The sequence below is a fragment of the Rothia sp. LK2588 genome (genome assembly GCF_040946465.1).
In the GTDB taxonomy this organism is placed as follows: Bacteria; Actinomycetota; Actinomycetes; order Actinomycetales; family Micrococcaceae; genus Rothia.
The window spans coordinates 211,092-226,736 of record NZ_JAYWLS010000004.1 but is presented as its reverse complement, the minus strand read 5'-3'; the positions used below and the strand labels follow the sequence as shown (position 1 = coordinate 226,736).

General features: G+C 61.3%; 12 protein-coding genes and 1 tRNA gene. 10 read left to right on the top strand and 3 right to left on the bottom strand.

What is annotated here, in order from left to right; translation table 11 throughout:
- Window positions 1-61: 61 nt before the first annotated feature.
- From rsmA to VVR12_RS09640, 3 genes are read left to right on the top strand one after another with little or no spacing between them, the layout of a single operon-like run.
- Entirely contained in the window at window positions 62-967 is a 906-nt protein-coding gene (rsmA, locus tag VVR12_RS09650; RefSeq protein WP_368551028.1) for a 16S rRNA (adenine(1518)-N(6)/adenine(1519)-N(6))-dimethyltransferase RsmA, read from the top strand.
- A gap of 2 nt (window positions 968-969) precedes the next feature.
- On the top strand, window positions 970-1,968 hold the full coding sequence (locus VVR12_RS09645) for a 4-diphosphocytidyl-2C-methyl-D-erythritol kinase (RefSeq protein ID WP_368551027.1): 999 nt from the start codon (window positions 970-972) through the stop codon (window positions 1,966-1,968).
- Window positions 1,958-2,980 carry an acyltransferase family protein gene (locus tag VVR12_RS09640; protein WP_368551026.1) on the top strand — a complete coding sequence of 341 codons (1,023 nt, stop codon included), beginning with the start codon at window positions 1,958-1,960 and terminating at the stop codon, window positions 2,978-2,980. Before VVR12_RS09645 ends, VVR12_RS09640 begins: the two co-directional genes overlap by 11 nt.
- Window positions 2,981-3,030: 50 nt before the next feature.
- Here VVR12_RS09640 and VVR12_RS09635 read toward each other — a convergent pair whose 3' ends face one another.
- From VVR12_RS09635 to VVR12_RS09625, 3 genes are all read right to left on the bottom strand, one after another.
- Window positions 3,031-4,056: a glycosyltransferase gene (locus tag VVR12_RS09635; protein ID WP_368551025.1), complete on the bottom strand. Its 1,026-nt coding sequence runs from the start codon at window positions 4,054-4,056 to the stop codon at window positions 3,031-3,033.
- A gap of 72 nt (window positions 4,057-4,128) precedes the next feature.
- On the bottom strand, window positions 4,129-5,028 hold the full coding sequence (locus VVR12_RS09630; protein ID WP_368551024.1) for a hypothetical protein: 900 nt from the start codon (window positions 5,026-5,028) through the stop codon (window positions 4,129-4,131).
- Between the two features lie 124 nt (window positions 5,029-5,152).
- Entirely contained in the window at window positions 5,153-6,988 is a 1,836-nt protein-coding gene (locus VVR12_RS09625) for an ABC-F family ATP-binding cassette domain-containing protein (RefSeq protein WP_368551023.1), read from the bottom strand.
- A 123-nt stretch (window positions 6,989-7,111) separates the two neighbouring features.
- Between VVR12_RS09625 and VVR12_RS09620 the strand changes: the two genes are divergently transcribed.
- The 7 genes from VVR12_RS09620 to VVR12_RS09590 all read left to right on the top strand — a co-directional run bounded on the left by VVR12_RS09620 (window position 7,112) and on the right by VVR12_RS09590 (window position 15,603).
- Complete coding sequence (locus VVR12_RS09620; RefSeq protein WP_368551022.1) at window positions 7,112-7,702, top strand: hypothetical protein; 591 nt, start codon at window positions 7,112-7,114, stop codon at window positions 7,700-7,702.
- Window positions 7,703-7,827: 125 nt separating this feature from the next.
- Window positions 7,828-7,899: transfer RNA gene (locus VVR12_RS09615), tRNA-Gln, on the top strand.
- A gap of 73 nt (window positions 7,900-7,972) precedes the next feature.
- Window positions 7,973-9,448: a bifunctional UDP-N-acetylglucosamine diphosphorylase/glucosamine-1-phosphate N-acetyltransferase GlmU gene (gene glmU, locus VVR12_RS09610; RefSeq protein ID WP_368551021.1), complete on the top strand. Its 1,476-nt coding sequence runs from the start codon at window positions 7,973-7,975 to the stop codon at window positions 9,446-9,448.
- Window positions 9,449-10,438 (top strand): ribose-phosphate diphosphokinase, encoded by a 990-nt coding sequence (locus VVR12_RS09605; protein ID WP_368551156.1) that lies wholly within the window; start codon window positions 9,449-9,451, stop codon window positions 10,436-10,438.
- 202 nt (window positions 10,439-10,640) lie between these two features.
- The gene (locus tag VVR12_RS09600; RefSeq protein WP_368551019.1) at window positions 10,641-12,425 is read left to right on the top strand and encodes an ABC transporter ATP-binding protein; all 1,785 of its coding nucleotides are present in this window, start codon (window positions 10,641-10,643) and stop codon (window positions 12,423-12,425) included.
- On the top strand, window positions 12,422-13,618 hold the full coding sequence (locus VVR12_RS09595; protein WP_368551018.1) for a glycosyltransferase family 4 protein: 1,197 nt from the start codon (window positions 12,422-12,424) through the stop codon (window positions 13,616-13,618). Before VVR12_RS09600 ends, VVR12_RS09595 begins: the two co-directional genes overlap by 4 nt.
- On the top strand, window positions 13,615-15,603 hold the full coding sequence (locus tag VVR12_RS09590) for a glycosyltransferase (RefSeq protein WP_368551017.1): 1,989 nt from the start codon (window positions 13,615-13,617) through the stop codon (window positions 15,601-15,603). Before VVR12_RS09595 ends, VVR12_RS09590 begins: the two co-directional genes overlap by 4 nt.
- The last annotated feature ends 42 nt before the right edge of the window (window positions 15,604-15,645 follow it).

Here is a 15,645-nt window from a genome sequence, read left to right as displayed (position 1 = left end):
GTGTGGCGTGCTGTTCGGTCACGGTTCTCAGCCCCTGGGTTGCACCCAGTAAACTAGACCCGTGACTGAACAGCAGCTACTCGGCCCCCAAGAAATCCGCGAACTCGCGGCAACCCTCGGCATTCGCCCCACCAAAACGCTGGGGCAGAACTTCGTGATCGACCCGAACACGATCCGCCGCATCGTCGCCGCCGCGAACATCGATCCGAACGAGACCGTCCTTGAAGTCGGCCCCGGGTTGGGATCGCTGACCCTGGGTATTTTGGACGCCGCCGCGCGCATGGTCGCCGTCGAGATCGACCCGCCACTGGCCGAACAGCTACCGCACACGGTGGCAAAGTTCCGGCCGGGTTCCGAAGACCGCATCGACGTGGTGCTCAACGACGCCATGCAGGTCACCGAGTTGCCCGTCACCCCCACCGCACTGGTGGCCAATCTGCCGTATAACGTGGCGGTGCCGGTGCTCATCCACCTCTTCAGCCAGTTCGATTCCATCGCTCACGCTTTGGTGATGGTGCAAGACGAGGTGGCCGACCGGCTCGCCGCCAAGCCGGGTTCCAAGATCTATGGTGTGCCCTCCGTGAAGGCCAATTGGTTCTGCGAGGTATCGAAGGCCGGAGTGATCGGCACCAACGTTTTCTGGCCGGCCCCGAAGATCAAGTCGGGCCTGGTTGCCTTTACCCGCCGCCCCGATCCGCTCTCGGACGTCCCGCGGCAGCTGGTTTTCGAAATTGTGGACGCCGCCTTTGCGCAGCGCCGCAAGACTCTCCGCGCCGCCCTGGGACCCTGGACCGGTTCGACCGCCCGTGCCGGGAAAATCCTCGAGGCCGCCGGCATCGACCCCAGTCTGCGCGGTGAGAAACTCGATATTCACGACTTCGTCAAAATTGCCGAGGCATATCGAGACCATTTCGCCGAGCCCGACTCTGGCGAGGTGCAGCCGTTCGACGCCGTGCGAGGCGAGTAGCCGTGAGCGATTTTCAACAGCTGAGCGTTGCGGCGACCGCGCCGGGCAAGATCAATCTCTACTTCGCCGTCGGTGATGTGCAGGCTAATGGCTATCATCCGGTGGCCTCCCTGTATAGCGCTGTGTCATTGCAAGAGCGGGTGACCGTGACCGCGGCGGAGACCAGCGGCATTTCGCTAAGCCTTGAGATCGTGCCCGGTTCTGCGTTGGCTGCCATGGAGCAAACCGGCGAGTTCGACCGTGCCGCGGTGCCGCTGAACCACAAAAACCTGGCGTATCGCGCCGCCGAGGCCGTTCTTGAGGCTCACGGCATATCGTCGCCCGCCGCCGGCCTGCACCTGCACATCGAGAAGGAAGTTCCCGTGGCCGGTGGTATGGCCGGTGGTTCCGCAGACGCAGCCGCCGCCCTGAAGGCCGTCAACGAGTTTGTAGTTAAGGCCGGCTGGGCCGATACCGAGCTGACCCGTGAGCAACTGATGGCCCTCGGCACCAGGCTGGGGGCAGACGTCCCCTTCTGCGTGATCGGCGGCCTGGCCGTTGGTTATGGGGTGGGGGAGGAACTCACCCCGATCACAGTGCCCGAGGGGACGCGGCAGCTGCCGCTGGTGATGGTACTCAACGACCGAGGGCTCTCGACCCCATCGGTTTTCACCGAACTGGATCGTGCCCGCGCGGCGGGTGACCTGCCGGCCGGCGGGGAGCTGACCGTTCCTGCTGAGTTGGTCGACGAGCTGACACGCGGCGGTGAACTCGACGTGCGACGCATCGCCGAGCTGATGCGCAACGATCTGCAGGCCCCGGCGCTGGCCCTGGCACCCGAATTGCGGCAGACCCTCGCCGCAGGTGACACCGAGGACGTCGCCGCCGCCTTGGTCTCGGGCTCAGGTCCCACGGTGGCGTGGCTGGTCGCCAATGACGAGACCGCTCGGTCCCTCGCTCAGGCCCCTGGCGGCCACCGCCGAGTGTTCTGTACGACTACTTTCTCAGCTGATGTCAATTAACCTCTATGACGGAATTCTAAACCGTCGAAATGCTTTAAATTTCATTCGCCTGTGTTTGGCGATCATGGTTATTTTTGGGCATTCTTTTCAGGTGGTCGTTGCTCGACATTCACGGTGGGAAGGGTTTGCTGGGCTGGCCGTTGATCTGTTCTTTATGATCTCCGGTTTTTTGATTTTGGCATCTGCTCAACGCAACAGTGCGCTGGGGTATCTCTGGCGCCGAGTACTACGTATTTTTCCTGGTTATTGGGTTGCGCTGATGTTTGTGGCATTTGTATGCGCCCCGCTGGGATCATTACTCGGTTATGCTACCCACCCTTGGACTCTCTCAGAAGCTTTGGGATTTATGGTTAGGAATTTCGACCTCATGGGAATTCAATACGAGCTATTGGGGCCGATCAACGTCCCTAATCCTGACGCGTGGAACGAATCCATCTGGACTTTAGGTTATGAATTTCTCGCCTATCTGCTCTTGATACCCATCGCATACCTTCCTGCGGTTCGGCGCTACCCTCGAACGGCTGTTACCGTTGCTTTTCTGTTCAGTCTTATGATGTTTCCCGTGCTCGAATTGGCCGATGCCACCACGAATCGCTATTACGTATATGCACGGTTATTCCCCTGTTTTCTCGCTGGGAGCCTGCTCTACGTCTGGGGAAAAAAGATTACCGTACGTCCCCTATGGGTTATCGCCAGTCTCGCACTCAGTCTAATAATTTACTTTGGCTTCGATTCACTGGCGTTGCGCCAATTCACTCAGCTCATCTTCGCTTATGCCATACTCGGTTTGGCGTGCATGATAAAGATTTACTGGGGTTCCCACAACGATCTATCGTACGGAGTTTATATTTACGCTTTTCCGCTACAACAGCTTCTGGTGATGATGGGTGCTACCCCGTTAGGGATCATGGGTAATACCCTCCTCGCCACCATACTCTCTCTAGGAATGGCCTACCTCTCGTGGAGATTCGTAGAGAAACCGGCCCTGGCATTGAAGCGGCTCATCAACTGAAAGGCAACCGTGCAATGGCTGTTGGTTAAATGCACAGAGTAAAAGAGAGATCAGTTATGCCATCCGCGCCGGGCGAACTCATCAGTGATCAAAGACCACATTCGCCGGTAAGGGTAGTGGCTCTGCACGTGGTCGCAGACTCGGCGTCCTAAATCTTGCCGCAATTGTTCGTCGTTCAGCAGTGAATTGATCGCATTCCGCAAACCATCGACGTCTCCTGGTGCCGGCATGCGGGCCGTCGTCTCGTCGAAATATTCGCGCATGGGGGCGGTGCCCGTTACCACCACAGCGGCACCCGTTGCGGCCGCCTCCAACGCCACCGTTTGGCCGGTAGGGTAGGCGAGCTCCTTGCTGGGAACCACCACTACCTGTGCGCGGTGTATCAGCGCCTTGTATTCCTCATAAGGCACCACGCCCAGTTTCTTTACATTTTCCGGGACCTCGGTGCCTTGCAAGTTGCCCTCTTTGCAAGCGATCAACAGCTCTTCGTCAACCCCGCGCATGGCAGCCATGAGCGTGGGGTAATCTCGACCCCGATCGAAACCAACCGCCAAGAGGGGAATGTCTTTTTCCGACTGGGGCGTAAAAGAATATTGAGATGGGTCGAACCCAAAAGGAATGGCAAAAAGTTTATCGCGCGGTACACCGTATTCGACCAACAAGGGTATTTGGTTCTGGCTAAAGACAAAGATGAGATCAACGTTCTCAAAACGTTTCAGAACATCCTGACGTTGATGCGGTTCAAGTTGAGAGAGCTCTTCGGTCAACCAGCACGCGATGGTCGCCAGCGGCTTCTTGCCGTACCCGAAGGGCAACCTCTTGAGTTTTGCTGGAAAGATCGATTCGGGTTCTAAAAATGCGAGGACTACGTCTGAACGTTGCGCTTTGATCAAGGAACGCACAGCTTTATCGACGGGGTAACCCAACCGGTGTTCGAAAACGTCACGCACTTTAACGTGCGCGCGAGTTTTTGCCGGAGGAACCTCGATCATCTTCAGGCCAAAAGAAGATAAGAGATCTACACCGTAGGGGCCGTCAGAGGCGTGGCCCGCCGTCAAAACAAGTACCTGAGACATAGGGGACTGAGTAACTTTCGTAGAGGAAGGGGAGAGCCCCATACCGGTTGGTAGGCGATATGGGGTCACCGATCAACGATACTGCTGTTCTGGATATCCAAGTTCGTCGGTGACCTGAGTATGTTCCAGGTATTTCAAACACAATGGGTGGTGCACCTGGTTGAGTAACCGGTTCCAGGAGATCGGGTAACCCACGACGTCTCCCACCACATTGCCGGGGAAGGTCTCCAACTGAGGTGCGAAATAATCTAATAGACGGTTGACCTCGCGCATCCACTCAAGAGCCATAGGTGTTGCCGCACGGGCAATGAAATGCCCGTTGGCGGGTATCCGTTGGTGGAATTTCTTCAAGTCCCAGCCCAGTTTTCCGCTCATGTGGGCAACGTCCATGTTGTGATGATGTTTGGTGCCTAAAAACCACAGCTGGGGGTTCTGGTCAAACTGTGCGAAAAGGCCTGCTACATTTCCCTTAGGCCTTTTAACATCTACATACATTCCGCCTTTATAAGCAGCCAAATAAGCTCTCAGATAATCGGAGCGGTGCACAAGAGAAAGCTTCTCGTAAGAAGGGTGCAACGGAAAACCTTCCACAAGAAACTCGTCCAAATTATCCGGCGTTATGAGCTTCACCGGAACACCGAGGATTTCCTCCATGGCATCGATGTTCTTGGCGCGGTTGGGGGTCAGCGGGTTGTTACCTGTCCAGAACGCATACGCAACGCGGGGCACTTCGGCAGGTATGTTCTCGGGAGAAACCATATGTGTGTGGTCTTCTCGAAGAATAAACGATCGTCGATAACGACTCGGATCAAACCGGTAATCAGTCAGCGGTTCTAATGCATGGAAGTAGCGGTCGAGCAGAACATTGCCTGCAGCGGCCGAAAGATGATTGCTCTTCTTGATGCCAATATATGAGTAATGTTTAGCCTTTTGCGCGAGTCTCTTGAGGGTAAGCGAATTGGGAGTATTCACCTGAGCTCCTGCGGTGATTAATGGGGGATGGGGGTAACCATTATATAACCTCCCTCACATGCAAGAAGAGCGCCACCCCGGTCACGGGGTGGCGCTCCCCTACAAACAGAATGCAGGCGAATGATTAACCGGCGATTTCCGAGAGCTCCATCCAGCGCATCTCCAGCTCCTCAACCTCGGCGTCGATCTCGGCCAGCTGCACCGAGAACTCGGCCAATCCCGTGTAATCAGACTGATCGTGGGCGGCCATGTCTTCGTGAACCTTCGCCTTGCGGTCGGCGAGTTTCGCCAGTTTCCGGTCGATCTGGTTGATCTCCTTCTGTGCCGCGCGGATCTCCGCACCCGAGGCCTTCGGCGCATCGTCAGGTGAGGACGTGGCGTCCTGCTTACCCAGCGGAGAGGCAGAACTGCTCACGCCCGCCGAACTGCCACCGGCTCCTGCGGCCGAAAGGCGCAGGTACTCGTCCACGCCACCGGGCAGGTGTCGGAACGTGCCGTCGATGATCGCATACTGCTGGTCGGTCACACGCTCCATGAGGTAACGGTCGTGAGAGACCACCAGCAACGTGCCCGGCCAGGTGTCGAGCAGGTCCTCCATGGCAGCCAGCATGTCGGTGTCCAGATCGTTCGAGGGCTCGTCGAGAATCAACACGTTCGGCTCGTCCAACAGAATGAGCAACAGCTGCAGGCGACGTTTCTGGCCGCCGGAAAGATCTTTGACCGGGGTCGCGAGCTGGGCCGAGGTAAAGCCTAAGCGTTCGAGAAGCTGACCCGGGGTCATCTCTTTGCCGCCGGCCACATAGGAGGTTTTCTTCCGCCCGATCACATCGGAGACCCGATCGGTCTCGACCTCTTTCAGCTCGTCCAGTTGCTGAGTCAGCGTGGCCACCTTGACCGTCTTGCCGTGCTTGACCCGGCCCCGCGACGGAGTCACCGCGCCGGTCACCAATCCCAGCAGGGTCGACTTGCCGGCGCCGTTCACGCCCAGGATACCGGTGCGCTCGCCGGGAGCAATGCGCCAGGTCACCTTCTTCAGCACCTGGCGGCGGCCGTCCGGCTGGGTGGGGTCGTCGTAGGAGACATCGGCGTCCTCGATATCCACGACGTCCTTACCCAAGCGAGAGAGGGCCATCTGCGAAAGTTCCACTGTATTGCGCACCGGAGGCACGTCGGCGATCAACTCGTTGGCGGCCTCGATGCGGAACTTCGGCTTAGAAGTACGAGCGGGGGCGCCGCGGCGTAGCCAGGCAAGCTCTTTGCGCATGAGGTTTTGTCGCTTAGCCTCGGCGGCGGCCGCCTGACGGTCGCGTTCCACGCGCTGCAGAATGTAGGCGGCGTAGCCACCCTCGAAGGGCTCGACAATGCCGTCGTGCACTTCCCAGGTGTCGGTGCAGATTTCGTCGAGGAACCAGCGGTCGTGGGTGACGGTCAGCAGGCCGCCGGCGTTCTTGGCCCAGCGGTTCTTCAGGTGGTTGGCCAGCCAGGTGATCGCCTCGACGTCCAGGTGGTTGGTCGGCTCGTCCAACATCAGGACGTCCCAGTCACCGGTCAACAGCTTGGCCAGTGCCACGCGTCGCCGCTGACCGCCAGAGAGCGCGGTGACGTTGGCGTGCCAGTCCAGGTCACTGACCAGCCCGTGAATGACATCGCGGATGCGCGCGTTGGACGCCCACTCGTACTCGGGGGTGTCACCGACAATGGCCTGCCCCACGGTTAACTCGTCGTCGAGAACGTCAGACTGGTCGAGAAAACCGATGCGCGTTCCCGAGCGGTAGGTGACCTGACCGGAGTCGGGGGTCAGGCGTCCCGCCAGGAGCGAGAGCAGGGTGGACTTACCATCGCCGTTACGACCGACAATGCCGATGCGGTCGCCTTCGTTCACGCCTACGGTGATGCCTTCGAAGATCGTGCGAGTGGGGAATTCTAGATGCAGGTTTTCGCCGCCGAGTAAATGTGCCATATTGAGCACGATTTTAGCGTGTGCCAACGGCGTGCAGAAAGCGCGTTGGGCGGGTCAGACGGTGTTGGAGCTTGTTAGCATGGGTTTCAGCCCCCGCCCCCGCACCTTCGTGAGATGAGGAAGATGTCTAACTTCAACGTGTCTTCGTTGCTAAGCCGTTTCGGCCACCAGCGCGACCCCCTCGCGGATTCTCTCGCGGAGCCAGAGAAGAAGATCCTCTTCGTATGCACGGGCAACATCGCTCGTAGCGCTTCGGCGCAGTACATCGCCACACAACTGGCGGGGGAGACCACCTGGACTTTCGACAGCGCCGGCATCGGAGCGGTCGTGGGTGCGCCGGTGGCCGAACACATCGATGCCGAACTGGATCGCCGCGGCGTCAACCACACCGGCCACCGCGCCAAGCAGCTCACCGAAGATATGGTCGCCAGTTCCGCTCTGGTGCTGTGCATGGAGAAAGAGCACCTCGACTGGATCGTGCGGGAGTGGCCGAAGTACCGTTCGCGCGTGCACCTGCTTAAACAGATGGCCCGCTTGCGGGAGAACGCCGGACGCCGCGCCGACCCGGTCTCGTTCATGATGCAACAAGACGTCGCCCCGCAACGCGGGGACGCTATCGCCGACCCCTACCGGCGAGGTGAAGACGCCGCGGCCACCGCTGTCAGCCAGGTGGAGAGCTCGCTCGAAGTGATCGTCCCCTGGCTCGGTAAATAACGGTCCGACAGGGAAAACGTTAGAGTCAAGGCCGATTTTTCGCATGGGAGAGAGGTCTTTGGTATTCTGTTTCCTATGTGAGTTCACGCCGCCTGCACACGTGCTGGGCTGGGTGAAACGCATGATCCGCCATGGTGTAATCGGCAACACAGCGGCCTTTGGAGCCGTTATTCTAGGTTCGAGTCCTAGTGGCGGAGCTACGCTAGCATCGCACCCCATAAAATCACCGCTATCACAGCTAGTGTTTCACCATTGAGGAGTCTCGAACCCGTGGCAAATGCAGTTCAGAATGGCCCATCCGCAGTAATCGTTCTTGCCGCAGGGGCTGGAACTCGCATGAAATCCGAGACCCCTAAGGTGATGCACCCCATCGGCGGGCGTTCGATGGTGGAGCATGCGCTCGCTGCGGCCCGCGATCTGGGCCCCCAGCGTCTGGCCGCCGTCGTGCGGCACCAGCGCGATAAGGTCGCCGAACACATCCTGAACTTTGACTCCGAGGTCACCATCGTCGACCAGGACGACATCCCCGGCACTGGCCGCGCCGTCGAGGTGGGCCTGTTAGGATTGGACGAATCCGGCGAGGTATCCGGCACCGTGGTCGTTACCTACGGCGACGTCCCGCTGTTGCGCACAGAGACCTTGCGCGATCTCATCGCTTTCCACGAAGAGGGGCATAATGCGGTGACTGTCTTGACCGCCAATATCGATCAGCCCGGTTCCTACGGCCGCATCGTGCGTGATGCCGCCGGTGAGGTCACCGCCATCGTCGAGGCGAAAGACGCCACCCCCGAACAGCTCGCCATCACCGAGATCAACTCGGGCATCTACGCTTTCGACGCCGCCGTTCTGCGCGACTCGCTGACCCAGGTCACGACCGACAACGCGCAGGGCGAGAAGTACATCACCGACGTCCTGGAAATTGCGCGGAAGGCCGGCCACCGCACCGCGGCCCTGGCCATCGACGATCGCTGGGAAGTTGAGGGCGCCAACGACCGCGTTCAGCTCGCGCAGTTGGGCCGCAAGCTCAACGACCGCATCGTTGAGGCTCACATGCGTAACGGCGTGACCATCGTCGATCCCCAGACCACCTGGATCGACTCCACCGTGACCATCTCCAACGACGTCACCGTGTTGCCGGGAACCCAGTTGCAGGGCACCACCACCATCGGCACCGGTTCGGTCGTTGGTCCCGACTCGACCCTGAAGAATGTCGAGATCGGCCAGAACGTGACCATCGCCCGCACCCACGGATCCGATGCGCAGATCAAGGACGGCGCTACCGTCGGCCCGTTCGCTTACCTCCGCCCGGGCACGGTGCTCGGTGAGTCCGGCAAGATCGGTACTTTCGTCGAGACCAAGAACGCCTCCATCGGCAAGGGTTCGAAGATTCCGCACCTCACCTACGCCGGAGACGTCACCATCGGCGAGAACTCGAACATCGGCGCGGCCTCCGTCTTCGTCAATTACGACGGAGTCAACAAGCACCACACCACCGTGGGTAATAACGTCCGCATGGGTTCGGACAACCTCTACGTCGCTCCGGTGAACATCGGCGACGGCGCCTACTCCGGTGCGGGAACCACCATCCGCAAGGACGTGCCGGCCGGCGCGTTGACGGTCAACGAAGCTCCCCAGCGCATCATCGATGGCTGGGTTATCAAGAATCGCCCGGGTACCGACGCCGCTGCGGCGGCCGAAGCCGCGGGGTCGAAAGCTCAAAACTCATCTGAGGAAAGCGACAAGTAAATCATGACGGAGATTACCAATCCCGGCGAAAAGAAGATGGTGCTCGTTTCCGGCCGAGCACATCCCCAACTCGCGGAGGAAATCGCGGCCGAGCTCGGCAACGAGGTTCTGCCCACTTCTGCCTACACCTTCGCAAATGGCGAGACCTATGTTCGTTTCGAGGATTCGGTACGTGGCGCCGATGCCTATGTGATTCAGTCGCACCCGGCACCCATCAACGAGTGGCTCATGGAGCAGCTCATTATGATCGACTCGCTCAAGCGTGCATCGGCTCGTTCGATCACCGTGGTATCTCCTTTCTACCCCTACGCTCGTCAGGACAAGAAGCATAAGGGCCGCGAGCCCATCTCGGCTCGTCTGATCTCCGATCTGTACAAGACCGCCGGCGCGCACCGCCTCATGAGCGTTGACCTGCACACCGCTCAGATTCAGGGCTTCTTCGACGGCCCCGTGGATCACCTGATGGCGATCCCGTTGCTCGCCGAGCACGTCCGTTCCGTGGTGGACGACGTCTCGAACGTCACCGTGGTTTCCCCCGACACCGGCCGCGTGCGCGTGGCGGAACAGTGGGCCGAGCTACTCGACAGCGCCCCGCTGGCCTTCGTGCACAAGACCCGTGACCTGAGCGTGCCGAACAAGGCCGAGTCGAAGACCGTAGTCGGTGACATCAAGGGACGCACCTGCGTGCTGATCGACGACATGATCGACACCGGCGGCACCATCGCCGGTGCTGTGCGTGTGCTGAAGGAAAACGGTGCGAAGGACGTCATCATCGCGGCGACGCACCCGGTGTTCTCCGGCCCCGCCGTGGAGCGTCTCTCGCAGTGCGGTGCCTGCGAAGTCGTGGTGACCAACACCCTGCCCGTGCCGGAAGAGCACCAGTTCGAGAACCTCACCGTGCTCTCTATTGCGCCGCTGATCGCCCGCGCGATCCGCGAGGTCTTCGACGACGGTTCGGTGACCAGCCTGTTCGACGGACGTTCGAACTAACCCACGTTGAGCTAATGAAAAACCGCGAGGCCCACAGGCCCCGCGGTTTTTCTGTGCTCGGTTGGCCGGCGGAAGTCACAGTGAACCGTTCCGCCGGTTGTCCCCCTAATACCGCTAAAATGGTCAAAACTGGGGACAGCCTTCGAGAGGGGATTCGAGGGCATTGCGTGCCCTTTTCGCACCAAGGGAATTAGGTTATGTTGTGCTGGACAAAATAAAGAACGTTCTACAGCTCATCGATTATCCGTACCGGGGAAAAGTCATCTTCTCGGTGATCGGGTCGGCCATTGTATCGCTGATTGACATGTTCGGCGTGGCAGCCAGCTACCCGCTACTCATGTTGGTCTCCGGGGCGGACGTCCACCAGGGAGTCCAGGGGATGATCTCGGGATTCTTCGCCACCGACGACCGGCAACGGCTCATCGTGATCACGGCGGCCCTGGTGGCTACCTGTTTCATCGCGAAGTCGCTGGTCATGATGGCCTTCCGCTGGTGGCAGCTCGGCTTCGTGAATACCCTGGAGAAAACCGCCCGCACCAACCTCTTTCGGGCATATCTCGACGTTCCCTTCATCGAACACCGCGCCAAGCAGATCCCTGACCTGCACACGAACCTGGTCACCGCCGTCTCGCAGGCCTTTAACCAGGTGATCTTGGGGTCCATCAGCTTCTTGGCCCAGCTGTTCACCATCACCACGCTGACCATCGTGATGTTCGTGGTTTCTCCGCTGGCGGCGCTGGTTGCTATCGTTCTCTTCGCCGGCGCCGGTGCGTTCCTGCCGATGCTTTTAAAGACTAAGCTCCGCGCGGTCAGCAGCGACCTGACCGAGGCCGACCGCATCTCCTGGTACGCCTCGATCCCAGCCTTCCAGGCCTTCCGCGAGATGCGACTCTTCAACGTCGCCGATAACTTCGCTCGCGATTACTCCACCGGGGCCACCCTGCGCGCCGGAGCGATGCGCCGCAGCAGTTTCTTCTCGGAGCTACCCAAGTACCTCATCGAGGTGGTCTTCGTCTTCGGCGTGGTGGTGTTGGCGCTCTTGCTGTTCAACCTGTACCCGGCCGAAGAGGCCATCTCGGTGATGGGCGTGTTCACCGTGGCTGCGATGCGCATGATGCCCAGTGTCAACGGCGCTATCGCCACGGTCAACATGATCCGCGCCGGTTCGGTGGGTCTCGAAATCCTCAGCCACGAGGTCGACAAGATCAAGCGCAACACTCCGAACTCCGCCCTGCCGACCTCGGGCACCGAGTTCGCCGGTGACATCGAGGTGCGCAACCTGGTCTTCGGTTATGACCGTGATCAACCGGTGCTCAACAAAGTGTCGCTGCGGATACCCCAGGGCAGCACCGTTGCCTTCGTAGGGTCGTCGGGTTCGGGCAAGTCGACTCTGGTGGACGTCATTCTCGGTCTGTTACCGGTGCAGGAGGGCGAGGTGCTCTCGGCGGGCAAGAACATTCACGACGACGTTCGCGCCTGGCAATCGCAGATGGGCGTGGTGCCGCAGACCGTCTACATGATCACCGGTTCCCTGCGCGATAACATCGCCTTCGGGCTGGACTCGCACCTCATCGACGACGAGGCCGTGCTCCGGGCCGCCCGCGATGCCGACCTGGGGGATCTCGTGGATTCGTTGCCCGAGGGCATCTACGAAGACCTGGGGCAAGACGGCAATCGGCTTTCCGGCGGCCAGCGTCAGCGCCTGGGCATCGCCCGCGCCCTCTACCGTGCCCCGCAGTTGCTGGTGCTGGACGAGGCAACCTCCGCGCTGGACAACAAGACCGAGTATCGCATCACCGAGACCATCAACAATCTGCGCGGTAAGGTGACCACCATCGTGGTCGCCCACCGACTCTCCACCATTCGCGACGCCGACCAGATTTACTACCTGAAGAACGGCGTGGTCGCCGGCCAGGGTACCTTCACCGAGCTGGAAGCCGCAGTGCCGGAGTTCGCCGAGCTGGTGAGATTGGGGAAGCTTTCATGAGCAAGAACATCGTGATCCTCTCGCCGATTGTTCCTGAAACCAATCCCTTCAACGCGGGGGAGAAGCTGGTGCGGAACCTCGGTACCACGCTGGAATCGTTGGGTCATCGGGTGACCTTCATCGCCACCGACACCAATCACAACGCGCAGAAACAGACCGACTTCACCGCCATCGTCGTCCCGTCCCCCGAAGCAGGTCGGGCGCATCGGGAGCACGAGGTGCTTCGTCGTTGCCGCGCGCCGTTTGATAGTTTCACCCCGCACCTTGAGCTCTGGCGGGCCATTCAGGAGAACGACCGAGCGGTGGCGGCTCTGTGTGCGGCGGACGTCATCGACCTGCAGTGGTCGGCCATGGTCCTGTTAGCACCGTGGATTCGGCGGCTCAACCCGGGTGCCCGCCTCGTCGGTACCCTGCACGACGTCAACTCACAGCGCTTTGCCCGCCGCGCCCAGGTGGAGACCCACCCGCTGAAAGCAGCCGCCTGGCGTGCTCAGTCGCGGGCCGCGGCCCTCCTGGAGACCGCGGTCGTACGGTGGCTGGATACGCTCGTGGTGCTCTCGGACAAGGACGCCGCGCTGATCCCCGCCGGGGGAGCGCAGGATAAACTCCGGGTCGTCACCCCGCCTATCTACGACGAACCGCACGAGGCACCCCTGCCCGCCAAGACCCTGAGCGCCCAGCCCTCGCTGGTGCTCATGGGGTCGTTGGCGCGGTGGGAGAACCTCGACTCCTTGCACTGGCTCATCGAACAGGTCATGCCGCGGGTTTGGGAGAAACACCCCGAGACCACGATCGACGTAGTGGGCCCCGCCTACCCGGCCCTGGCCCAGTCGCTGACCGACGAGCGCGTAGTCTATCGCGGCAAGGTCGAGCGGATCAGCGACGCCTACGTTTCCCCGTGGGCGGCCGTGGTGCCCCTGCGCCTGGGTGCCGGCGTCAAGTTCAAGACCGTGGACGCCCTCCTCAACGCCACACCGTGCATCGCGACCTATGCCGGGGCCGAGGGAATCGTCGATACCTCGTGGTTGGCCCGCATCGCCGAGGGGCCCGAACGCTTCGCCCAGGCCATTTGCACGGTGATCGAAAACCGTGCCCACTTCGCCAGCGCCGCGCAACGTCAGGTGGAACAGGTGCGCGCCGTCTACGGTATGGCGGACTACCGCCGCCGCGTCCAGGAGGTCTACGGAGCATGACCCAGCCAGTATCGATCGTGATCCCGGCCTATAACGCCGAACCATTCATCGGCGAGCAACTCGAGGCTCTGAGCAACGTCCGGATGGACAGCGCCTCCGAGATCATCGTGGTGAACAACCGCAGCACCGACCGCACCCGACAGGTCGTGGAGGACGCCGCCGAGCTGGACCCGCGCATCCGGCTGATCGACGCCCCCGCGCGGGCCGGAGTGAACTACGCCCGCAACACCGGAGTCTCGGCCGCGCACCACGAAAACATCGTGATCTTCGACGCGGACGACGTGGTGATCGAAGAGAACTTCAAGCATTTCGTGCAGCTCTTCGACGAAGCGGACTTCTTCGGCGGTGGGTACACGCTTTATCTCTGGGACCCGGCAACACGCAGTTATCACGAGGGTGAACAGATGCTGGAAGCTCCCACCACAGCGGATGGCAGACCCTATGGGATCGGGGGTGCCCTAGGTTTCACCAAGACCCTCTTCGAACGGGTCGGCGGGTTCGACGAATCTTACGTCGGCGGCCACGACGAGGTGGATTTCGCTATGCGCGCCTATCGGTGTGGTGGGCGCTTCGCGTGGCTCGATCGACCGGTCATCCGCTACCGTCAGCGCTCTAACACCAAGGCCGCCATCCGCCAGAAGTACCACTATGGGCGCACCTCGGTGCAGCTGGCGCTCAACTTTCCCGACGAGCTGGGCTCATCCGTGCCCGGATACAAACTCCTGGCGCGCAAGGCAGGCCACGCCGCGCTGAACTGGTGGTCGCGCCGGGGCACGGACACAGCCGGTGAGGCGCTTCAGGGGCTGGGGTGGACCGCGGGCCGGCTGGGCGGAGCGCTGACCTATCGCGCGCTCGACCGCCTGCCCGAGCGGCAGCTGCTCACCTCGTCCATCGGCATGGGGAGCCGCCGGCGGCTTCTGGTTCTCTCGCCCTGGAACATGGACGACCCCAACGCGTGGTCCGGCGTGGTGTACCCCGCAGTGCGGGAACTGGAGAAGCACGCCGAGGTCACCCGGGTGCCCGTGCCGGAGGTCAAGGACGCCCTCGTCGATCGGGTATCCGCCAAACTCTTGGGCAAAACCGGGGTGGTGTACCTTCCGCACCACGCCCTAGCGACGGGTCTCAAGCGGGCCTGGGCCGTGCGCCGGGTGGTGCGCCGGTACCCCGCCCAGCCGGTGGTCGCGCTCGCAGCGTCCACCGAGTCTTTGCTGATCCCCCGCGCGTTTCCGGTTCTGCAGGTGACCGATTCCTCGTTCGCCGCCATGGCGGCCACCTATTTCGGCGGAAGCACCCGGTTGGCAGGTGTTTCGCGCGTGCAGGGCACTGTGCTGGATCGCGTGGTGGCGGCACGCTCGCGCGGATTCTCGGTGGCGAGCCGGTGGTCGAGCGAGGTCATCGGCCGCGATGTGCGGGTCGCACCCGAGAAGATCCTGCTCAACCCTTTCGGCCCGGGCGTGGCTCCCGTGGCGTTTGCGTCCCCGGCACAGGCGGAGCACCCGTTGAAGGTTCTGTTCGTCTCTTCCCACTGGGAACGCAAGGGCGGGCAGAAGGTGCTGGACGCCGTCGAGCGGGCCCGGGGCACCCGAGAGATCGAGCTGACCGTGGTCGGCAAGGTGCCGGCTGACCTGCCGGGTTGGGTTCGTCACCTGCCGCGGTTGAGTCGTGAGGAGCTTTCCGCCGAATACGCGCGGAATCATCTGTTACTAGAGCTCAGCTCCGCCAGTGCCGGCGGCGTGGTGGCCACCGATGCGGTGGCGCACGGGTTGAGCCTCATCGTCACGGATCTTGGCGGACTGCCCACCATCGTGGGGGAAAGCGGTTGGCTTGTTCCCGCCGATCAAGCGGTGGAGCAGGCGGCACAACTCTTGTCCGATCTCACGGTGGAGCAGATCGCTGATGCGCAGGCGCGTTCGCGGCAGCGGGCCGCGGCGTACCTGAACTGGGAGGGCTGGGCTGAACGGCTTCTGAGCGTTCTGCCAAAATAGCTCGTATAGCCGGTGTGGGGCACAAAGTTTGTGGGCGGTTCT

Coding starts and splice junctions, on each gene's coding strand:
- VVR12_RS09640 (WP_368551026.1), top strand. CDS start 1,958: ATGTCAATTAACCTCTATGACGGAATTCTAAACCGTCGAAATGCTTTA.
- VVR12_RS09635 (WP_368551025.1), bottom strand. CDS start 4,056: ATGTCTCAGGTACTTGTTTTGACGGCGGGCCACGCCTCTGACGGCCCC.
- VVR12_RS09625 (WP_368551023.1), bottom strand. CDS start 6,988: ATGGCACATTTACTCGGCGGCGAAAACCTGCATCTAGAATTCCCCACT.
- VVR12_RS09620 (WP_368551022.1), top strand. CDS start 7,112: ATGTCTAACTTCAACGTGTCTTCGTTGCTAAGCCGTTTCGGCCACCAG.
- VVR12_RS09595 (WP_368551018.1), top strand. CDS start 12,422: ATGAGCAAGAACATCGTGATCCTCTCGCCGATTGTTCCTGAAACCAAT.
- VVR12_RS09590 (WP_368551017.1), top strand. CDS start 13,615: ATGACCCAGCCAGTATCGATCGTGATCCCGGCCTATAACGCCGAACCA.